The sequence below is a fragment of the Desulfobotulus sp. genome (assembly GCF_034006065.1).
GTDB lineage: Bacteria > Desulfobacterota > Desulfobacteria > Desulfobacterales > ASO4-4 > Desulfobotulus.
The window spans coordinates 70,530-92,613 of the sequence record NZ_JAVETM010000001.1 but is presented as its reverse complement, the minus strand read 5'-3'; the positions used below and the strand labels follow the sequence as shown (position 1 = coordinate 92,613).

The 22,084-nt window shown below is 55.9% G+C and carries 16 protein-coding genes; 13 read left to right on the top strand and 3 right to left on the bottom strand.

The annotated features are described in order from the left end of the window. Positions 1-24 precede the first annotated feature (24 nt). Positions 25-1,614, bottom strand: a complete 1,590-nt coding sequence (locus RBR60_RS00370) for a GGDEF domain-containing protein (protein WP_320353612.1) — start codon at positions 1,612-1,614, stop codon at positions 25-27. 328 nt (positions 1,615-1,942) lie between these two features. On the opposite strand from RBR60_RS00370, the gene RBR60_RS00365 reads away from it, so the two are divergent. The 13 genes from RBR60_RS00365 (at position 1,943) to RBR60_RS00305 (ending at position 20,508) form a co-directional block, all read left to right on the top strand. Beyond that, a complete protein-coding gene (locus RBR60_RS00365) occupies positions 1,943-2,674 on the top strand; it encodes an amino acid ABC transporter ATP-binding protein (RefSeq protein WP_320353611.1) in 732 nt (243 codons plus the stop codon). A gap of 51 nt (positions 2,675-2,725) precedes the next feature. After that, positions 2,726-3,832 (top strand): signal recognition particle-docking protein FtsY, encoded by a 1,107-nt coding sequence (gene ftsY / locus RBR60_RS00360; RefSeq protein ID WP_320353609.1) that lies wholly within the window; start codon positions 2,726-2,728, stop codon positions 3,830-3,832. 236 nt (positions 3,833-4,068) lie between these two features. Then, positions 4,069-5,253 carry a PP2C family protein-serine/threonine phosphatase gene (locus RBR60_RS00355; RefSeq protein WP_320353608.1) on the top strand — a complete coding sequence of 395 codons (1,185 nt, stop codon included), beginning with the start codon at positions 4,069-4,071 and terminating at the stop codon, positions 5,251-5,253. 95 nt (positions 5,254-5,348) lie between these two features. Beyond that, complete coding sequence (locus RBR60_RS00350) at positions 5,349-6,107, top strand: ATP-binding protein (RefSeq protein WP_320353607.1); 759 nt, start codon at positions 5,349-5,351, stop codon at positions 6,105-6,107. Next, positions 6,101-9,100 carry a hybrid sensor histidine kinase/response regulator gene (locus RBR60_RS00345; RefSeq protein ID WP_320353606.1) on the top strand — a complete coding sequence of 1,000 codons (3,000 nt, stop codon included), beginning with the start codon at positions 6,101-6,103 and terminating at the stop codon, positions 9,098-9,100. The genes RBR60_RS00350 and RBR60_RS00345 overlap by 7 nt, the downstream gene beginning before the upstream one ends. Then, positions 9,097-9,594 carry a chemotaxis protein CheW gene (locus RBR60_RS00340; RefSeq protein ID WP_320353605.1) on the top strand — a complete coding sequence of 166 codons (498 nt, stop codon included), beginning with the start codon at positions 9,097-9,099 and terminating at the stop codon, positions 9,592-9,594. Before RBR60_RS00345 ends, RBR60_RS00340 begins: the two co-directional genes overlap by 4 nt. A gap of 115 nt (positions 9,595-9,709) precedes the next feature. Continuing rightward, on the top strand, positions 9,710-12,175 hold the full coding sequence (locus RBR60_RS00335; RefSeq protein ID WP_320353604.1) for a methyl-accepting chemotaxis protein: 2,466 nt from the start codon (positions 9,710-9,712) through the stop codon (positions 12,173-12,175). A gap of 191 nt (positions 12,176-12,366) precedes the next feature. Then, positions 12,367-13,446: a chemotaxis-specific protein-glutamate methyltransferase CheB gene (cheB, locus tag RBR60_RS00330; RefSeq protein WP_320353603.1), complete on the top strand. Its 1,080-nt coding sequence runs from the start codon at positions 12,367-12,369 to the stop codon at positions 13,444-13,446. A 5-nt stretch (positions 13,447-13,451) separates the two neighbouring features. Further along, entirely contained in the window at positions 13,452-14,342 is an 891-nt protein-coding gene (locus tag RBR60_RS00325) for a protein-glutamate O-methyltransferase CheR (protein ID WP_320353602.1), read from the top strand. 36 nt (positions 14,343-14,378) lie between these two features. Further along, positions 14,379-16,046 (top strand): ATP-binding protein, encoded by a 1,668-nt coding sequence (locus RBR60_RS00320; protein ID WP_320353601.1) that lies wholly within the window; start codon positions 14,379-14,381, stop codon positions 16,044-16,046. Next, a complete protein-coding gene (locus tag RBR60_RS00315) occupies positions 16,043-17,440 on the top strand; it encodes a sigma-54 dependent transcriptional regulator (RefSeq protein ID WP_320353598.1) in 1,398 nt (465 codons plus the stop codon). The genes RBR60_RS00320 and RBR60_RS00315 overlap by 4 nt, the downstream gene beginning before the upstream one ends. Before the next feature lie 17 nt (positions 17,441-17,457). Continuing rightward, positions 17,458-18,489: a hypothetical protein gene (locus tag RBR60_RS00310; protein WP_320353596.1), complete on the top strand. Its 1,032-nt coding sequence runs from the start codon at positions 17,458-17,460 to the stop codon at positions 18,487-18,489. Between the two features lie 57 nt (positions 18,490-18,546). Continuing rightward, positions 18,547-20,508: an adenylate/guanylate cyclase domain-containing protein gene (locus tag RBR60_RS00305; protein WP_320353594.1), complete on the top strand. Its 1,962-nt coding sequence runs from the start codon at positions 18,547-18,549 to the stop codon at positions 20,506-20,508. Positions 20,509-20,543: 35 nt separating this feature from the next. Here the strand turns inward: RBR60_RS00305 and RBR60_RS00300 are convergent, their stop codons facing one another. Further along, entirely contained in the window at positions 20,544-21,134 is a 591-nt protein-coding gene (locus tag RBR60_RS00300; RefSeq protein WP_320353592.1) for a hypothetical protein, read from the bottom strand. Between the two features lie 63 nt (positions 21,135-21,197). Further along, a complete protein-coding gene (locus RBR60_RS00295; RefSeq protein ID WP_320353591.1) occupies positions 21,198-22,079 on the bottom strand; it encodes a menaquinone biosynthesis protein in 882 nt (293 codons plus the stop codon). Positions 22,080-22,084 lie beyond the last annotated feature (5 nt).

Here is a 22,084-nt window from a genome sequence, read left to right as displayed (position 1 = left end):
TTAAAAAAACAAAAACTCCAATGTTCAGCCTGAAACCACCCGGTTACGTCCACTGTTTTTGGCATCATACAAGGCTTTGTCCATGCGGGCAAAAACCATATCATAGCTCGTATCTTCCCTGCGCACCGTGGTCGTTCCCACACTGATGGTGATCTGCACCCTTTCTTCCTTGTGGTAAAAAGCGATGCTCTCCACAGCAAGGCGGATCTTTTCCCCTGCTTCCAGGGCTCCTGCGGAATCTGTCTGGGGCAGAACCACCACAAACTCCTCTCCTCCGAAGCGGGAGAGAAAATCACTTCCCCGCAGCAGGGGCTGAACCTTGGCGATAATGGCTTTCAGGCACTTATCCCCCACCGCGTGACCATAAAGATCATTGACCTTCTTGAAATGATCCACGTCAAACATGAGAAGGGAAAAAATGGTGCCATACCGTTTGAAGCGATCCATCTCTTCCGCCACATGGCGATCATAGGCCCTGCGGTTGTAGGCTCCGGTGAGGGGATCACGGAGAAGCTCCTCTTCAAGGACTCTTGATTTTTCATTGGCCTTGAGAATCTCATCCCGCATTTTAAAAATGCCCCATTGCATGGTCTTGTAACGAGCTTCGGATTCTTCTTTACGTTTTTCATCTTCCGAGTGTTTACGCGCCAGCACATCCTGGATGGTATTAAGCCTTGAAACCACTGCCTCCTTCAGCTCCGCCAATGTCTGGGAAAAATTGGCTCTGTGGTCCAGATCCCGGATATGCTGGGTAATGCTTGCTGAAAACGCCTTATTGGATTCCACATCTGCAGTCATCTGCTCCATGAAGGCGGAAAGCACGAGTTTTTCCATTTCCGCAAGACGGCCTGCTATTTCCCGTATCACTGCGGCTGCGGCCTCACGCTCATCCTGCATGGTGCCCACATAATCCGAGAGCAGATCAATGATATCCCTGCGGATGAGAAGAAAATCATCGAGACTCCCTGCTTCACGGAGGGATTCATTGATCTTCTGGATTCTTTTTGCAGAACCTGCATCCAGATTGAGACGCAGGTTGTCCATGATTTCCTGAAAGGATTCCCGCAAGGTCTGAAACAAAAAAGCCGTATCCGGCCGTCCTTCTCCGAACAGGCGACGGAGTATACCCTTTTTGGGACTCTTATCCTCCTCGCATGTGGCTGCCACACGGAAGGCCTGATCCTTTAAGTCGCCAAAGGCCTTTTCCAGAATGGGAAGGCCTGCGTTTTCCCTGACCAGTTTCCGGAAATGGTCACTGGCCGCATTGAGTTCAGAGTCACAGGCATTGCGCTGCATCTCAGCAAAAAGCAGCAGGGTTCTGCGGTAAAAACGATCCGATTCCTGGGCCTTTTCTTCCATGATTCCATACTCTTTAAGAAGGGAATCCTTTTGCTGGCGAAGACGCTCATACCGGCCTTTCAGTTCTTCCAGATCCTCTCCGGCTGAAGGAAAAATGGGGCTGAAGGCTTCAGGCTTCAGATTTTCCTGGTGCTTGAGCATTTCTGCAAGGGCATCGGCGCTCATGGCAATCTTTTTTTCCGCCATTTCCCGTAAAGCAGCGATGCAGGATCTGGAAACCAGTTTGAGAAGGGCTTGGTATTCTTTTGTTTCCATAGTTTTTTCTTTTTGGGGTTGAAGGGAAAACCTTTCCCTGAATCCAAAACAAACCCTGAAACCGTGCAAATGCATGTACACTTCCTTCTAGCGGATTTGAAGGAAAAGTTCCACGCAAAAGACTTTTTCATCCTGATCCTCAAGCAGGATGGGCAGGTATGAAACATTGGCTTTGAGTTTTTGGGAGGATCGATGGGATTTTCCCTTTCCTTATAAAAGTTTTCTTCACCTGATGTGGCTTATCTGTTACCTTAGCGCCTGAAATTCAAGGCGGTCTCCGCCTTCCCTCCTGCAACCCGAAAGCTTCGCAAAGGAAAACGGCTGAACGATGATTTCCGTTAAAAATATTTTTAAGACCTTCCATGTTCCCCACAAGGTGTATGCCCTTAAGGACATTTCCTGTGAAATTTCCCAGGGTGAGGTGGTGGTGATGATCGGGCCTTCGGGGTCCGGGAAAAGCACCTTTCTGCGTTGCCTGAACCAGTTGGAAAAGGCGGACAGCGGCCACATCGTCATCGATGGTATCGATATTCTCGATCCTGCCACCAACATCAACGCGGTCCGGGAAGAAGTGGGCATGGTCTTCCAGAGCTTCAACCTTTTTCCCCATAAAACCGTGCTGGAAAATATCCGCCTGGCCCAGGAGGTGGTCCGCAGACGTCCCAAGGAAGAGGCCATGGAAAGGGCATATAAGCTGCTGGACAAGGTAGGGATCCGGGATAAGGCCAATGTCTATCCCGAGCAACTTTCCGGTGGTCAGCAACAGCGCGTGGCCATAGCCAGGGCGCTGGCCATGGATCCCAAGGTTATGCTCTTTGACGAACCCACCTCCGCGCTGGATCCTGAAATGGTGGGGGAAGTTCTCGATGTCATGAAAACCCTGGCCCGGGAAGGGATGACCATGGTGGTGGTCACCCATGAAATGGGCTTTGCCCGTGAAGTGGCGGATCGGGTGATCTTCATGGACCTTGGGGAAATCCTTGAAGTGGGGACGCCGGAGCATTTTTTCAGGAATGCCCAGAATGACCGGGCGCGCCTTTTCCTCAGCCAGATCCTTTAACCCCCTTACTCTGCCCCTTTTATGGGGAAACACCACTTTAAGGAAATGTGCATGGTTTTCTCCCTTTTTGGCAAAAAAAAGACCGCTCAGGAGGAACAGAATCGGCAAAGCCAGACGCCTTCCCTCCCCCTTGAACCGGACCCTGCGCCCTCCTCTGAAGCCTTCTCTCCTGAGCAAACCCGCCAGCAGCCGGAAGAGGTGTCGCCAACCGAAAACGGCCTGGAAGGCCCGTCCGGTGCCAGGGCTTCCCGAGGCCTTTTTCTGCGTCTCAGACAAGGCCTTTCCAAAACCAGAGAAATTCTCACCACGGACGTGGATGACCTTCTCCTTGGCCGCAAACTGGATGAAAATCTTCTGGAAACCCTGGAAGAAAACCTCATCACCGCAGATCTCGGCGTGGAAAGCAGCCTTGCCATAGTGGATCGCATACGTTCCATCCGGGGGCGGGTACAGAGTGCTGGAGATCTTAAAAGAATTCTCAAAGAAGAAATTCTCCGGGAAATGGCCTGGGAGGCGGATTCTGAGTCCCCCGAACCCCATGTTCACACCTCTCCCCATGTCCTCCTGGTGGTGGGCGTCAATGGTGTGGGCAAAACCACCACCATCGGCAAACTCGCAGCCCTCCATGTCCGTGAGGGGAAAAAAGTGATCCTGGCCGCAGGCGATACCTTCCGCGCCGCAGCAGGGGAGCAGTTGGCCCTCTGGGCAGAGCGCAGCGGCGCAAGCCTGATCCGCCACAAGGACAACTCCGACCCCGCCTCCGTTGCCTATGACGCTCTGGATGCGGCCATTGCCCGTAAAGCCGACCTTGTCATTGTGGATACAGCGGGCAGGCTGCACAACAAAGTGAACCTCATGGAAGAGCTTAAAAAAATTCGGCGCACCCTGGAAAAACGCATGCCCGGCGCTCCCCATGAGACCCTGCTGGTCCTCGATGCCACAACAGGTCAGAATGCCCTGCGTCAGGCCGAGATCTTCCATGAAGCGGTGGGACTCACAGGCCTTGTCCTCACCAAACTGGATGGGACAGCCAAGGGCGGCATCGTTATTGCCGTACAAAAACACCTGGGACTTCCCATCCGCTTTATCGGTGTGGGCGAAGGCGTGGAAGATCTCCAGCCCTTTGACGCCCAGGCCTTTCTGGACGCCATGTTCTGAAAACACAAAAAACACTTCAACTTCGGTCTCCCCTCCTTTTGAAATTCCACCCCCGCCCCATGGGTTGGGGGTGTCTTGTTCTTTGCCTTTGTCGCACAATGAGACACCCCTTTGGCCAGGATGTGTAATATTTTGCTACACATCCTGACCGGACATTTCCCCTTCTCTCTGTAATATTAAAGACTTTAAGGATGGCACGTAATTTGCTGAAGTCTCCCTGCACAAAGGAGGCTCCCATGTCTGTCCACATCCTCATTGCAGAAGATGAAAATCATACGCGTCTGGGTCTTTCCCTCATTCTGCGCAAGGCGGGATACCGGGTAAGCCTTGCCGAAGACGGACTCGCCGCTCTGGCCCTGCTGCGGAAAGCAAAAACCGAAGGCCCTGCCATTGATCTCTTTCTCACGGACATCCAGATGCCAGGCCTCACCGGCCTTGAACTTCTCGACGCCATGGCCCGGGAAGGCATTTCCCTGCCCACCGCAGCCATCACAGGATACGGGGACAAGGACATGGTGGTCAGCCTCATGCGCCGGGGCTGCATGGATTATCTCGATAAGCCCTTCACACCGGATGAAGTGCAAAGGTGCATCGAAAACCTCTATAAACAACAGCAGAGCGCCCTTGAAAATGAGGATTCCGGACAGAATCGGGATGTGGAACGCCTGCGCCTGGATCTGGCCTCCCGTCAGAAGGAAATCCAGGAAGCCCGCAAAGCCCATGCAGCGCTCACCCGTGTTCCCAAGGCCCAGGGCCGGATCCGGCTTTCTTATATCAGCCATGCCTATGGAGAGATGGGGGGAGATTTTCTGGATTTCCGGGAACACGAAAAAGGTTGCGATCTCCTCCTTGCCGATGTGGCGGGCCATGACATGGCCTCCTCCTACCATACGGTAATGCTCAAGGCCTTTTTTGAGGACAGGCCGGAAAGGGAGGGTGCCTGCCTTTTCAGGGCGCTGAATACCCAGCTTCTGGCTTCGGCCAATGAGCGGATGATCAGTGCCCTCTTTTTACGCACGGATCTTCCCAACAGTCTTTTGCAGATCACAACAGCGGCCCATCCTGCGCCTCTGGTGATGGAAAGGCAGGGAAAACTTTATTTTCCGGAAGCCGCAGGGGACGGCATCGGCCTCTGGCCGGACGCCACCTTTGCCACCCACACCCACAGGCTCAATCCCGGAGACCGCATCCTGCTTTTTACCGATGGCATCTCCCAGGCCCGACGCATCCATGGCCCCACGGGCAAACGGGAAATTCTTGGGGAAAGGGGACTCATGACCCTGGCAAGGCAGCATCAGGAAAAAGACCTTGAAACCTTTCTTGCATGCCTCTGGGAAGACGTGATGGCCTTTTGCCGTCGCAAACCCGCAGATGACATGCTCATGGCCGCCATGGAAATTCCGGAAACCCTTTTAAAATAAAGATTGCGGTCAGTTCTGAGGCTTCTGAAAAGATCCAGAACGGTTCTGCACTAAAAAAAACGAATGGAAGCCATTGGCTTCAGAAAGGATGCGCCATGTTTGCCATCCAGGAAAAGGATCATGTGCTCCATTTTTCCATGGGTTCGGACATGCGACTTGTGGACCGTTTTGTGGCTCTGGCCAAGGAGTTCATGGAGCGCGAGGGCTGTCAGCATTTTTCAGAAATCATCATTGTGTTGCGGGAGCTGCTCATCAATGCCGTGGAGCATGGCAATGGCCGTAACCGGGAAAAACGGGTACAGGGCCGCCTGGAAGCCCTGGGGCATGATCGTTTCTGCATTGAGGTGCAAGACGAGGGCCTGGGGGTGGATCCCGAAACCCTGTCGTTCACCATGCCCGAAGATCCCTCCCAGGACCGCAGCCGGGGGTTTGCCCTTATCCACGCCTTTTCCGATGAAATCCGTTTTTCCCAGACGCCCTCCTCGGTCCGGGTCTGGGTTTCCGCTCCACTTCAGACCCATGCCACCTGCCGCATGCAAGGGGAGAGGGCCTGCATCCTTCCCGGAGGGGACATCACAGCAGCTTCCGCAGAAAACCTGCGCCGTTTACTTCTGAAAACCCTGGACCAGGGCATACGATCCTTCTGCCTCGACCTTTCCGCCACCTCAGACATCGATTCCATCGGCTTAAGCCTGCTCATTGGTTTTGCCCGTATGCTCCGGGAAAACGGTGGCGGCTCCCTGGAAATCCTCCATGCCCGCGAAGATCTGAAAACTCTCTTTCGCATGACCCGGCTGGATCGCATTTACACCCTTCTGCCGGATACAGCGGCCCAAGGAGGACAACCATGCTGAACGACAAGGCCATTCTGGATGAATTCGTCATGGAAGCCAGGGAACATCTCAGTGCTGTGGAAACGGATATCCTTGGCATGGAAGGGGCCTCCGTCCAGGAACAGAAAAACCTCGTGGACCGCCTGTTCCGGGCCGTTCATTCCATCAAGGGCAGTGCGGGTTTTCTTGGGCTCACGGCCATCGGCAGCCTCACCCACGCCATGGAGGCCCTCCTTTCCCTGGTGCGTTCCGGAGACATGAGGGTGGACAATGCCCTCGCCGATCTCCTCCTTTCCGGGGTGGATCATGTGCAGACCCTGCTGGATGATGTGGAAAACAGCAATGCGGTGGATGTCTCCGCCATACAGGGACGACTGGAGGCCCTGCTGGAAATCCGCCTTCCCGATGCCGCCCGCAGGGAGCGGGAGACTCCGGCCCTCCTCTGCACCCAGGAAAGCCTTCTGCCCTTTCCCGTTTCCGCCTATGTGCTGAACCGCATTGACAAGGCTAAAAACCTCTATCTTCTGCGTTACGATCTCGGATCCATGGAAAAAGAGGGAAAAAAACCCATGGCCGTCATCGCAGGCCTGCTGAGCGCAGGGGAAATTGTGGAGGCCGAACTTTCCCTGGAAACCTTTGACCTGCGCCGGGCCCTTCCCAGGGGGCCCTTAAGCTATCAGGTGCTGTACGCCAGTATTCTTGAAGAAGACCTCATTCCCATGGTGAGCGGCCTGGATCCCCAGGCCATTCTGCCCGTATCCAGAGACGAAGCCTGCGCCCTTCAGGTCAGCCCCCAGGAAAAAAAACAAGCCCTGGTCTGCCTTCCGGAAAAGAAAAAAGCGCCCTCCCAGGCCCCTTGCACTTCCGGAGAACCCACACCTCCCATGGCGTCCCCACCTCGCACGGATTTTCCGGAAAAAATTCCCCACATCCAGGACAAGAGCGGCAGCATCCGCATCCGTTTGGATATCCTTGACCGGCTCATGACCCTTGCGGGCGAACTGGTGCTGGTGCGCAATCAGCACCTTCTGGCGTCTGAGCTTTCCGCCAACCTTTCCCAGCGTCTGGATACGGTGACCACGGAATTGCAGCAGACCATCATGCGCACCCGCATGCAACCCATCGGCAATGTCTTTGCCAAACTGCCCCGCATGGTACGAGATCTCTCACACAAGCTTGAGAAATCCATTGATCTTGTCATGGAAGGCCAGGATGTGGAGTTGGACAAAAGCATTCTGGAAGCCCTGGCCGATCCCCTCACCCACCTGATCCGCAATGCCTGTGACCATGGCATTGAATCCCCTGAAGAACGCAGGGCGGTCGGCAAACCGGAAACCGGACGCATTCACATCGCAGCCAGACACGAGGCTGGTCAGATTATCCTGGTGCTCACCGATGACGGTCGGGGCATGGACACGGAAAAAATCCGCCAGAAAGCCCTGAAGATGGGTCTTAAAAGGGAAAATGAGATGGCGCTCATGTCCAAAGAGGAGCTCTGCCAACTCACCCTGCTTTCGGGCTTTTCCACGGCGGACCGGGTTTCGGAGGTTTCAGGCCGGGGGGTAGGAATGGATGTGGTGAAAACCGCCATTGAAACCTTGGGCGGAACCCTCAGCCTTTCCTCCCTGGAAGGGGAAGGCAGCCGCTTCCGCATTTCCCTGCCTCTGACCCTGGCCATCATTCCCTGTCTTACCGTGCGCGTGGGCGAGGACCGCTTCGCCATTCCCCAGGTGAATCTGGAGGAACTGGTGCGGCTTTATGATGGGGAAATCTCCACCCGCATTTCCTGCGTAGGTGCCCATGAGGTATGCAGGCTTCGGGAGAGCCTCCTGCCCATGGTGAGGCTGAAGGAGGTTCTCAAGAGACCCGAGCCTTTCACCGAAGCCATCCAGAGCCAGATTGCCCGCACGCCGAGAAAAAAGGAGGATGCAGGAAACAGTCTCACCTTTGCTGTGGTCAAGGTGGGCAGCCACCGTTTCGGCCTTGAAGTGGATGCGGTCATCGGTACTGAGGAAATTGTTGTGAAACCCATGCACCCGACTCTGAAGTCCCTTCCCCTGTATTCAGGAGCCACCATCATGGGAGATGGGGAGGTGGCGCTCATCCTGGACATCGAAGGCATTGCCCGGCACACCGCCGTTCCCCTTGCCGCCAGTGCGGAGACCGCAACACATAAACCCGTGACCACCCAGTCCGTACTTCTCACGGCCTCAGGCCCCCATGAGCAGTTTGCCATGGCCCTTCAGCTGGTGCGCAGGGTGGAAAAAATATCCAAAAAAGCCATTGAACGCATGGGAGATCGGGAGTTCATCAATCTTGACGGCGTTCCCACCCGCATCCTGAGACTTGAAAACATCCTGCCCGTCTCCCCTGCCCCAGACAGCGAGAGTTTTCATCTTCTGTTGCCCAAGTTCTCGGAAAAACCCTTTGGCATTCTGTTTTCAGAAATCCGGGATATTGTGGATATCCCTCTGGACCTTGCCACCAAAAACGTTCCAGGAAAGGGCATACTCGGCGCGGCCATCATCCACGACAGACTTTCCCTTTTCCTTGATCCCTTTGAACTCATTGAAAGTGCGGAGCCGGACTGGTTTGAGGACAAAAAGAAAAGGCAGGAGAAAAAACAAAGCCGGATTCTCCTTGCCGAAGATACGGTCTTTTTCACCCAGCTTGTGCGCAGTTATCTGGAATCCGACGGTCACAGGGTTCAGACCGTGGCCAATGGACGGGAAGCCCTCAGACGCCTCAGGGAAGATCCCTTTGATCTTCTGGTGAGCGATATTGAGATGCCGGAAATGAACGGATGGGAGCTGATCCGGGAAGTCCGCAAGGATGCCATGCTCAACCGCACCCGGGCCATTGCCCTCACAGCGCTGGCGACAGATGCGGATCGCGCCCGCACTCTGGCCGCAGGCTTTGATGCCTTTGAGGTGAAAATTGACCGGGAAACCCTGCGACGCAGGGTTTCGGAAATGCTTTCCCACAACCCCGATGATCACAGGATGGACGCATGATACCCCACAGCCAGCATTGCCGCCAGGTCTGCACCTTTGCCATCGGAGAAGAAACCTATGGCGTGGATATCCTGGATATCAAAGAAATTCATACGGAAAACCGTTTTACCCCCATCCACCATGCTCCGGCTTGCCTGCGGGGCTATGTCAACATCCGTGGTCAGATTCATCTCATTGTGGATCTCAGGGTGCTTTTGGGGCACAGTCCCTGTCACAATCTGGAGACAAGCCGCATTCTTCTCTTCAAACCCGAAGCAGGTGAGGCCTTCGGCGTACTTGTGGATCGCATCGGCGATGTCTGTCCTGCGCCGGAAAACAGAATCGAACCCATGGACAGCCCGTCTGGCCGCAACTTTAACCTTTCCGGGGATTCTGCCCTCCGCCGCCTGTCCACGGGGATCCTCAAAAATGAAAGGGAGCTTGTGACCCTGCTCTCCGGCCGCAGCATTTATCAGCACCTCGCAGGGCTTTTTTCCGAAGCCCGCACGGAATAAAAAAAATCAACACCCAAAAAGCGCCATGATGGGTTTTTCCAAAAGCCCTGACAATTTTTTTAAAAAAACAGAGCCCTGAAAGGGGCCTCAAAGGACCTAAAAGAAGGAGCAGAGCGTGAAACTCAACGATCTTGGCATTGCAAAAAAACTGGGACTAGGCTTTGGCAGCGTCTGCCTGGCCCTCCTTCTGCTCAGTGGCGCAAGCATGCGGGGCATGAACAACATCGGAAAAGACATGACGGTGATCGGGGAATACACCCTGCCCGTGGCCAATCTGGTTTCAGAACTTGAAAGTTCCACCCTCGCCGCCATTGTGGCCATGCAGAATTTCATCATGCACGAAAACCAGGGGGCGCTGGAGGAAGGCCGCAGACAGATTACCCTCTTTTACAAGACCCTGGACGCCCTCGCAGTTCTTCATATGCAGCATAAAGGAGAGAACACCACGGCAAATGCCGCAGGCCGTACCGCCATGGAACTTTTTTCCGCAAGCGTGGACCTCAGTGAAAGACAGATCATTGAAAACACAAGAAACCAGAGTATCTTTAACGCATCTGGCCAGGAGGTGACCGCAGCCTTTGTTCTGCTCCTCAACCATTATGAGGCTCTGCAGAAAAGGGCTCTGGAGTCCATGGCCGCAGCCAATGACATGAAGTATCTCATGGCCATGATGCGCCTTGCCCTCACGGCCAGCGCCCTCTTTGACAGTGAAGACAGCTTCAAGGACATGGTCCGTCACAACGACCGCATGACCGCCCTGGCCAGGGGCCTGAAGGAAATGGAAGGCAATGAGGCCCTGATCCGGGATTTGGCAGCCATTGAAGAGCTCAGCGCTCGCTACCGGGAAACCGCGGACGCCTGGCTTTTGGCCTTCCGTAAAAACCCTGGGGAAGCCAGAAGCGGAGTCCTGGCCCGTCAGCTTCTCCAGCAGGGCAATGCCATCACAGGCCATGTGGAAAGCTACCTTGCCGCCAAAACCCTCCTTGTGGATGAGGTTCTCCGGGAGGGAAGCATCGCCGAAGAACTGACCCGCCAGGTGGGGCATATGCGTGTTCTTGAAAAAACCTATATTCTGGATCGTAATGAGGAGCACAGGGGCCAGTGGCTGGCCAATTATGCAGACTTACACCAGAAGGTCCAGGAAGCCGACAAGCGCATCCATGAGCCCAAGGCCAGAGAGCAGCTCGGCCTGGTGCAGCGCAACCTCGGCCAGTACCGCCAGAATGCCAGCGCCTGGGTGCAGAACCGGCTTATACTGGAAAACGAAACCCTGCCGGAGCTGGAAAAACGGGGAGAAGTGATGCTCAAGCTCTCCCGGGATGCGGGGGAAAATGCCTGGAAGCACTTCTATGCCGCCACATCCAATGCCAGGGGTATCGTGAAACGGGCACTCTGGGGGATCTCCCTTGTCTCCTTCATCGGGCTTGCCTTTGCTCTTTTTGCGGGTTATGCCATCTCCCGCAGCATTTCAGCCCCTGTGCGCCGCCTGGTAAAAACCGCAGACGCCCTTGCCAAAGGGGATATGACCGGCAAAAGCAGGCTTACCCAGAACGATGAGATCGGGCAACTGGGTCAGGCCATGGACCGCTCCATGGAACAGCTGGCCGCCGTTGTCCAGGACGTTCAGGGCAATGCGGACACCTTAGCCGGTGCTGCGGAAGAGCTGTCCACCGTTTCCCAACAGCTGGCCTCAGGCTCCGAGGAAGTCACCACCCAGGCTTCCAATGTGGCCTCGGCCACGGAACAGATGAGCACCAACATCACCACCATGGCCTCGGCCACGGAAGAGATGAGCGTCAATATCCAGGGGATTTCCAGCACAGCCGAGCAGATGAGCAGCAACATGAAGGCGGTCACCCTCTCCATGGACGAATCCAGCCAGGGTATCCGCAGGATTTCCGACAATGCGGAAACCAACACCACCATTGCCCGGAAAGCCATGCACCTTGCGGGCAGCGCCACGGAAACCATGAATCTCCTTGGCAATGCGGCCAAGGAAATCGGCGATGTAACGGAAGTGATCAAGCGCATTGCCGAGCAGACCAACCTCCTTGCCCTGAACGCCACCATTGAGGCGGCCAGTGCCGGAGATGCAGGCCGCGGATTTGCCGTTGTAGCGAGCGAAATCAAAGCCCTGGCCAGCCAGAGCGCCACAGCTGCGGAAAACATTGCCGCCAAAATCCGGGGCGTTCAGGATACCACGGGAGAGGCGGTCAAAGGCATTGCCGATGTCTCACGCATCATATCAGATATATCGGAGCGGACCCTGCAGACCACCGAAGCGGTGAAAGCTCAGACCCGCATTGCGGAAACCATTTCCAGCAACATCGCCGAAGCCACCGCAGGCATTCAGCATATCGCCACAGGCATTGCCGAGGTGGCTCAGGGGGCCAATGACATGAGCCGCAACGCAGGAGAAGCCGCCCAGGCGGCGCGGGATATTGCCCGCAATATCCAGGGGGTGAGCGCCGCAGCCCAGGAGTCCAGCGCCGGAGCCCACCAGGTAAACGCTGCGGCAAACGATCTCAGTCGCCTTGCCGCATCCCTGCGTCACCACATGTCAGGCTTTAAGACGGCATAAATTCCGGATTCCCTGGCCGGGAACGGAATTAAAAAACGCTCCCGGTCAGAACCTTTTTTCCGTTTGCCGTTCCAGCAGCCTTGGGCATATACTCGGCCCTGCGCATGAAAAGGCCATGGCAGCCATTCTGCCTTTTTCATGCACAGGGCTGCCCCTTTCACCGTTTTTTCCCTTGCACCGGAGTATTCCCCATGCCAGCACCCATCACCGTACTCATCGTGGACGATTCCCGGATTTTCCGGAACGCCCTGGCACTGAGCCTTGGGGAAGAAGCAGACATTCAGGTGCTGGGATCTGTCCGAAACGGGAAAAAGGCCTTGGAATTTCTGAAAAACCAGCATGTGGATGTCATTACCCTGGATCTGGATATGCCGGAAATGGACGGCATGGAGACCCTGAAAGCCATCCGCCGCCTCAATGAGGAAAACCGGCAGGCACCTCCCATGGGTGTGCTTGTCATCAGCGGTCATGCGGGCAGTGCGGAGGACCTCAGGCGGGAAAGCCTTGCCGCAGGCGCCTTTGCCTATGTCCCCAAACCCATCGCCCTTGCCGGGGAGCTTCCCCTGGAACGACTGCGCAATGCCGTCGCACCTCGCATCCGTTCCTGGCCGCGTCAGCGCTGCCTCACGCCCGGCCCCCCTGCCCTTTCCCCTGCCTCCCCCCCTCCTTGTGCAGCCCATGCGGATCGTATGGATGTGATCCTCATCGGTGTTTCCACAGGTGGCCCCAAGGCCCTGCACAGGCTGATCCCCGAGCTCTGCCGCTTTTGCGATCTGCCCATCCTTGTGGTTCAGCACATGCCTCCGGAATTTACCCAGTCTTTGGCGGAAAGCCTTTCTACCCAATGCACCCACACCGTTGTGGAAGCAGAAGAAGGGATGGATATCACACCCAAAACCGTTTACATCGCACCCGGAGGCCGTCACATGCTGGTCCGCAAGCATGCTTCCCGCATCCGGATTCAGCTCAGTGACGGTCCACCTGAAAAGGGCTGCCGTCCTTCGGTGGACATCCTTTTCCGTTCCGCAGCCCCTGTATGGGAAAACCGTATTCTTGCCCTGATTCTCACAGGCATGGGCAGGGATGGCACCCAGGGAGCGGCAACCCTGAAACGCGCAGGGGCTACCATTTTTGTTCAGGATGAGGCCAGCAGTGTGGTCTGGGGGATGCCGGGCAGTGTGGTGGCCGCAGGGCTTTCCGATGCCATTTTTTCCCTGGACGCCATGGCCGGAGCCGTTCGTCAATTTCTCTCTTCCTGCGTCGGAGGCTGACAACTTTGGAACTTTCCCAGAATGTTTTTGACCAGCTTCGCACCTGGATACACGAAGCCTGCGGCATTTATCTGCATACGGGCAAGGAATACCTCATCCAGCAGAGGCTGGGAGCCATGGCTGCTGCGGAAGGTTGTCAGGATTTCAGTGCTTTTTTTCACAAACTCCGGAATACTCTGGACCCTGAATTCAAAAAAAGGGTGATTGCAGCCATCACCACCAATGAAACCTATTTTTTCCGGGATCAGCATCCCTTCGATACCTTTACCCAGACCCTTCTGCCCCGTTTTTCCCTGAAAATCAGGGAAAAAAAACAAAATGGTCAGCGCCCGGTCATCCGGATCTGGAGTGCGGGGGCCTCCACAGGGCAGGAAGCCTACAGCATTGCCATGCTGATCCATGAATACTGTGAAAAACCCACATCCGGCGGCCTCAGGATCCAGGATTTTGAAATCATCGGCACGGATATTTCCACCCCTGCCCTTGTCCGGGCCCGGACTGGCGAATACTCGGATCTTGAAATCAGCCGGGGCCTCTCCCCGGCAAGGCGAGATCGCTTTTTTACCCGTATCATGGAAAATCGCTGGCAACTTTCCCAGGGAATCCGTAAAATGGTGACCTTTCACCCCATGAACTTCATGGAGAATTTTTTAAGCTTGGGCTGCTTTGATATGATCCTATGCCGCAATGTGCTCATCTATTTTGATGAAGCCACCAAACGCCGCATTTTTGATTGCTTTGCCACCATGCTGGAGCCCGATGGCTGTCTGATCCTGGGGGGCAGTGAAAACATTTACGGAATCAGCACAGCCTTTCGCAGCAAAAGGGAAGGCATGACGCTCCTTTATGAGAAGCAGCCTTCCAAGGGCCCACTTCAGATATCCAGGGTCACATAAATTCTTTTGCCCTGCGTCCAGAAAACGAGAGCACCCATGACAGCCGATGCCGGTCCGGAAAATCCGCAGAGCCCTGAATATCTCAAGCAGCAACTGGCTGAAATAAAGATCCAACTGCAGCAGGAACGTAAAAAACGTCAGCGTCTTGAAGCCGGACGCCGTTTTAACGAGATGGTCAGCGACGCCCTGCTCGACGCCATCAGCGATGCCCTGCTGCTGGCAACCCCCGATGCCCGCATCCTGCGCATCAATCAGGCCATGCGCAGATGGTACAGTATTTCCGAAGACGCCCAGGCCGAAGGACGATTTCTCTGGGATCTGCTTCCCCAAGACCAGCAGACAAACCGGAAAAAACGCCTGGCCGCCGTTCTGGCCACAGGTTCTCCCCTGCATTACGAAGATCAGAACGGTTATCGGCACATGGCCATTTCCATATGGCCCGTCTTTGACCCTGAAAAAAAAATTGCCGCCCTTTTTGTACTGGGAAGGGACATCACGGCCCAGAAGGAAGCTGAAACCAAGGCCCGCCATCAGCAGGAACAACTCATCCAGGCAGCCAAGATGGTGGCTCTGGGTACCCTGGTTTCTGGTGTGGCCCATGAGATCAACAACCCCACCAACTTCATCATGCTCAATCTGCCGCTCATTGAAGACTCCTGGCATGCGGCCCGTCCCATTCTTGAGAGGCATTTTATCCGCGAAGGCGACTTTGATTTTGGTGGTCTCCCCTATTCGGAAATGAAAGACCACCTTCCAGGACTCTTTGACGGCATCCGGGAAGGCGGACGCCGCATTCGCAACATCGTGGAAGATCTCAAAAACTTTGCCCGCCAGGACACTCCGGATATCTCCCAGAAGGTGGATATCAACGCCGTTGTCCGGGGTGCCATCAGTCTTCTTGGCAATCTCATCCGGAAAAACGCTCCCCGTTTCCGGGTCCGTTATGATGAAAAAATTCCCCCCATCCGGGGCAATGCCCAGAAACTGGAGCAGACCGTCATCAATCTGGTACAAAACGCCTGTCAGGCCCTGACGGACCGGGACCAAGCCATCCGGGTGGTCACCTCCTACGACGAAGCCAGACGGGAAGTGCGGGTACGGGTACAGGATGAAGGCCGTGGCATTTCTCCCCAGGTGCTGCCCCATATTCAGGATCCCTTTTTCACCACGCGCAGGGATCAGGGCGGAACCGGCCTCGGACTTTCCATTTCCGCCACCATAGTCCGGGAACATGGGGGGCGCATGGAAATCGAAAGCGAGGAAGGTAAGGGAGCCACCTTCACCCTTTGTCTGCCCCTGCGGCCTCCGGCCCTGCGCAAGAAAATCCTGGTGGCAGACGATGAAAGGGGCACCCGGTCCATTCTCTGCGACATGCTCCGTGAAAATCCCCTCTTTGAAGTGCATGAGGCGGATTCCGGCATGGGCGCCTGCCTCAAGCTCGGGTCGCTCAAGCCCGATCTTCTGGTACTGGATCTGCACATGCCGGATATGGACGGCGTGGAAGTCTGCGAGTGGGTGCGTACCGAGCCGGACCTCAAGGATCTCAAGATCATGATGGTCACAGGATATCCGGGCAAAGCAGCCCTGGAACAGCTTGAAGCCCTGGGGGTTCCGGATGTGCTGACCAAACCCGTCTCCATGAAGGATCTCTGGCGCACGGCCCTGAAGCTTCTTGATTTTCCGGAAAAGGAAGCCCTGCCATGAACCCTGCCATTCTTGTGGTGGAAGACGAACTCCACAGCCGCAACGCCTGTCGTCTCATTCTCCGCAAGGCAGGTTTTGACACCGTACACCTTCTGGATCACGGTGATGCCGTTCTGCCCTTTCTTGCAGAGCATCCGGTTTCCTGCGTTCTGCTGGATCTGAGTCTTCCGGGCACAGACGGAGAAAGCCTGCTCCCCCGGATCATCGCCGAATTTCCGGAAATTCCCGTTCTCATACTCACAGGGGCCCACTTTGTGGAAACCGCCGTGCGCTGTATGCAAAAGGGAGCCTTTGATTTCATGACCAAGCCCGTGGAAAGGGAGCGGCTGCTGGTCGGAGTGAGAAAGGCTCTGGAGATCAAGGATATCGCGGACACCTCACGCCGCATGGCCGCGCCTGCGGGATGCAGTCTCAGGCAAGCCCCGTCTTTTGCGCCCATACAGACCCGAAGCCCCGCCATGATACGGATCTTTCACTACATGGAAGCCGTGGCCCCTTCTTCCCTGCCCGTACTCATCACAGGAGAAACGGGCACGGGCAAGGAACTGGTGGCCCGGGTGCTGCATACCCTTTCCGGCCGCAAGGGCCCCTTTGTGGGACTCAACATTGCAGGTCTTGATGAGACCCTTCTTTCCGATACCCTCTTTGGCCATGAAAAGGGCGCCTTTACCCAGGCAGATCGCCCCAGAAAAGGGCTTGTGGCCGAGGCCGCCCAGGGCACCCTGTTTCTCGATGAAATCGGCGATATGCCGCCCATGACCCAGGTGAAACTTCTTCGCTTCCTCCAGGAAGGGGAGTATCTCCCCATTGGCGCAGATCGTCCTCAAAGATCCACAGCGCGGATTCTTGCCGCCACCAACCGGGATCCAGCCAGCATGCGGGCGGGACAGGGATTTCGTAAAGATCTTTTTTTCCGCATTGCGCCCCATGCCATTCATCTGCCGCCCCTGCGGGAAAGAAAAGAGGATTTCTCTCTCCTGCTTTCCCACTTCACCACCCTTGCGGCCAAAACCATGGGGCTTCCCCTGCCCCGGATCGCCCCTCAGCTTGCCGAAGCCCTGTACGCCCATCCTTTTTCCGGCAATGTGAGGGAATTCCAGGGCATGGTTTTTGACGCCGTCAGTCGTTGTCACGATGGCCTGCTCACGCCCGCTCTCTTTTCCCTTGAACGTCACAATGTAAAAAAAGAAGAGACCTCGGAAAAAACGCATCCCCAAGCCTGTGAAAAGGCCCCAGACTTTCCAACTCTCGCCGAATCCGAAGCCCTGCACATCGCCGAAGCCCTGCGCATTGAAGGCGGCAACCAGACCCGGGCCGCGCTTCTTCTGGGTATTTCACGTCAGACCTTAAACCGGAAACTCCGCCAGGACCCCAGGCTCCGGATGTCCGGCTGAAAAAGGAGATAAGCCCCATGCGCCTGTCTTTTTTCCCAAAAAGCCTGGCTGTTGCTGTCTTATTTCTTCTTCTCCTTCTCGCGGGTTTTTTCTTCTGCTCCGACAGCCCAGAACCCCATCCCCACATATTGGGCTGGGTTCTGGAAAAACCGACCCCGCCCCTGCCCCCTCCCCCACTTCCGTCTCCTGAAACGGCCGTCCCCTCTCCGCCTGGGCCTTCTTTGCCCCTGGATCCTTCCCCAGAGCTTGTGCCTCAGGATCTGGCGTCTTCCCTCAGAGACTGCATCCGCACCTGCACTCAGGAAGCGTTGTTGCAGTTCATGGCAGAGCATAACATCGAGCTTTACATGCGATGGCGGGAAAACCGGGTGTCCACCGTTTTTGACAACATCATCCGCATCCGCCCCGAAACCGCCCTTTATCTCCTGCAAAGGGGGGATATTATTATGGCCCGGCACCCCCAGGCCCTCTCTTCTGCGGTCATCAGCGGAAACAAAGCGCTTGTGGAACTGCTGCTCGCCATGGGTGCGGATCCCAATGGACATGGGGCTGACGGCCCCTCTCCCTATCTGCTTTCCGTGGTTCTGGGCCAGGTGGCCATCATGGACCTCCTTGAGTCCCTGGGAAGTCGGAACGACCCGGTTTATAACAGGAAAAATGCCATGGACTGGGCCGCGCGTTCACCCAGAACCCGTGTCAGCAATCTCAGACGCCTGGTGGAGGACGGATTCACCATCGAATCCCACCATGTCGAAACCGCCGTACGGCACGGCAATCTCGGTGTCCTTGCTTTCATGCTCAAGCAAAGACCGGAGCTGAGGAACCTGAGGGATAAGGACATGGACATTCTGTCTTTGGCCATTCAATCCCGGCGTCCCCTCTCCATGATCCGCTACCTGCATCGGAGTGGAAGCGTCCTGAAGCCTGCCCACCTGGATCTGGCCCTTCAGGTTCAGCAGGAAGCACTGGCCAGTCCCAACTCCCATATCCGATCCCAGGCCGCACAGCTTGAGGCCATTATTCTTTATCTTCAGGAGGAAATACCCTGAATCCCTGCTGAAAAAACATCACGATTCCGTTTTTTTCAACACCGTACAAGGAGCCTTATGCAGCCCAGCCCATGGCACCACCAAAACCCTCAGGGACCGTGGTGGCAAACCCCCTTTCTCCGCCCTTTCTTTCTTGTGGTCTGCCTTGGCCTGGGAATCTGGGGCCTGTCTTTACGGCCTCCCGTTCTCGTTGCCGCCATGGCCTCAGCCCTCAGTGACACCTATTACACCTTTAATCCCAAAACCCCTCCGGACACCCTCCTTTTTGTGGACATCGACCATGAAAGCGTCAAAACCTTCGGACGCTGGCCCTGGTCCAGGGAGGTTCTGGCGGAAGGCCTTCTCGCCCTTTCCCAGGCCAGGGTGGTGGCGCTCGATATGATTTTTGCCGAATCCACGGAACCCCAAAAGGATGAGGCCCTCGCCCATGCCCTGGCTGAACTTCCCACCATTGGCGGCATCTTTCTGAACGGCCCCCGACTCTCCTCCCTGAATGAGGCCGTGTATCAGCATCTTCTCGACTCCTCCCTCATGCAGACCCAAGGTGCTGCCCTTGTGGAAAGTGATCGCCTGGAAGCCCCAGTGTCTCCCATCCGGGAGTCCATCCTTCTGCTTGCCGCCCTCAATACCCTGCCCGATGCGGATCAGCGTTTCCGTCACTACCCTCTGGCCTTCTGGGCAGGAGATCTGGCCCTCCCCAACCTTGGGGTGCAGATGGTGCGCATGGCCCGCCAGGAGGATCTTGTGTTCTCAGATAAGGGGGTTTTCCTGGGAAATCAGAAAATCCCTGCGGATTCAAGGGGATTTATCCGTCTTAATTTCTACAGACAGGACCACTATCCCTCCATGAGTTTTGCAAGACTCATGGACAAAGATTTTGATCCTTTTTCCCTTCGGGATAAAATCGTCATCGTGGGGGTGAGTGAAGCGGGGGTCAGTGATCTCAGGGCCACGCCCTCGGGGCAGTTCCCAGGGCCTCTCATGCATCTGACCGTTGTGGCCAACCTGGAAGATGGGTCCATACCCAGAGAAATTTCCGGGTGGACAATGGGGGGGGTTCTTCTTTTCTTCTCCCTTGTCTGGTGGCCCTGTCTTCGTCTGGATACGCCCTGGCGGCGTTTTACCCTGTACACGCTCTTTTTTGGCGGGCTTTATGGGGCTGGGCTTGGGGGATACCTCTACGGGGGGATCTGGCTGGAAATTTTTTATCCAGGCCTTCTGCTCATGCTGGCCGTTCTTACGGGGGAAGTCCACCTTTTCATGGAAAGCCGGGCCAACAGCCAGGCTTTGCGTTCCGCCTTTTCCAGCTACCTGGCTCCGGAAGTGGTGGAAATTCTCATCGAAAACCCCAGTAAACTGCGTCTGGGTGGTGAATCCAGGGAGCTGACCCTTCTTTTTACGGATCTGAGGGGCTTTACGGCGCGCTCGGAAACCATGGCTCCCGAAAACATGGTTCTTCTGCTCAATGCCTATTTCGAGCCCATGACCCGGGCGGTTTTCACTTACAAAGGTACACTCGATAAATACATTGGCGATGCCATCATGGCCATTTACAATGCGCCTCTGGAAGACGAAGATCATGCCTTCCATGCCTGCCTCACCGCCATTTCCATGCTGCGGGAGCTTGAAAGGTTCAATGCCGCCCATCCGGAACATCAGCCCCTTCAGATGGGAATCGGCATTAACACAGGACCTGCGGTGGTGGGTAACCTGGGTTCCTCCTTCCGCTTCAGCTACACAGCCATCGGAGATGCGGTCAATGTGGCGGCCCGTCTGGAAAGTGCCACCAAGGAAGTCAACCTTGAGCTGAAGGAAAGGGCGTCAGAAAAAAAAGAAGGCCTCGATATCTATGCGGACATTCTTCTGGGCGAGACCACCTGGCAGCGGGTGCAGGACCGCCTTCCCTGCACCCCTCTGCCGCCCCGTCCTCTGAAGGGAAAAAGCAGCTTTCTTGCCGTTTACGCCCTGCGATGGAAGGAGGTTCCTGAAAGTCTGCTGCAGGCTCACAAGGGACGATGAATCAAAAAAAGAAAAGATCCTCCGGGAAAACCGATTTACGGGTCTTGAAAGAAATCGTTCACAAAAATCACCTCACAGGCCCCATCCCCCACATCCTCACGGATGAGGGAGCTGATCCAGCGCCAGCCATCGCTGGCGTCCGCCCGGACAAGATAGCCGGAAAACCGCACAATATCCCCCTTGCGCGCGGCCAGCATGGCCCTTTCCACCCCACCCTCCCCAGGGATGAGGTGCATGTTGGCGCTGTGAATTTCAAGCGCCCTTCTTGGAATGGGAAGATGATCCGTTTTCCAGCGATACCAGCGGCCAGACTGGGAGATTTCAATTTTTTCAAGAACGGCCGAATCCGACATGGGACCCCACCCCAGGGCCAGATCCAGGGGAGAAAGCTCACTTTCCCGGCCTGTTCTGTAGCGTTTTCTTGATAACACCCGGGCCCGGATCTCAAAATGAGCGAGAGGCGTGAGGGTGTAGCCCCGGAACACAAAGGGCTGGGGCAGATCCTCTTTGTGCTGAACAGGGCTTTCAGCAACGATGACGCCAGGCGGCAGGGCGGCGCCGTTGCCATCGAAAAAAAGAACAAGCCCCAGTCCCAGAACCAGAGCCATCCACAGCATTGGTTTCATTCACTCCCCCTGCCCTCGCCTTTAAGCCAAAAAGGTCTTTTTTCGTTGGAATGGACAAAACGATCAGGCCTCACAGAACACCAACGGAGAAACCCCGTTCCACACAGACTCCCCGCCATCCAGATCCAGAAAACAGAGAGGAGGGGCTTTTTCAATGAAACCCATGGTTTCCATGCACTGGAAATAAAAGGCGAGACCCGCCAGATGGGAGGGGGGAAGTCCGTAATGCAGGCTGTCAAAATAGGCCTTTACCGTATCAGGGGCAAGCCCTTTTTCCTGCACAGCCCGGAGTCGGATAGCATCCATGGAGCGCTCTCCCCTGTCACGGGATTCCAGAAGCTGGACAACGGCCCGGCCCAGGGCTTCGGGACGGCTGGCAAACAGGGCGCGCCGGACGGCCCAGAGCCCGAACACAAAGGGATGGCCTGTGCTTGTCTTCCAAAGATCTGCAAGGTCATAGATAAAGGGAAAATTTTCAGACCAAAAGCCGGATAAGGCGGCGTCTCCGATGACAAGCCCTCCATCCATGTCATGGAGATCATCGGGCCTTCTTACCCGGCGGGTTTCAAAAGAACAGAACTGCCCCGCATCCTCCAGCAGAAACCGCAGAAGGTGGGCTGCGGATGCGGATTCCAGGCTCAGCCCCACCCGGCGGCCTCCCAGGGCCTCCAGGGGAAAGCGGCTGACCAGAAGCACACTCATCACCCGCCCGTCACATCCGATCCCCAGATCCGGCACCAGGAGCCAGTCCTTGTGGTGTCGGGCATAGGCAAAGGCGGAAATGGCGGAAATATCCAGCGCACCCTCCGCAAGAAGGGTGTTGAGAGCCGCAGGAGAACCCGCATGCAGGCGCAGGGTCTCGGGAACACCCTTCATATCAAAACCATGGTACACGGGCCAGACATTGAGATAATCAATGCGGCCCATACGAATGGGGAGGGTCATGAAAA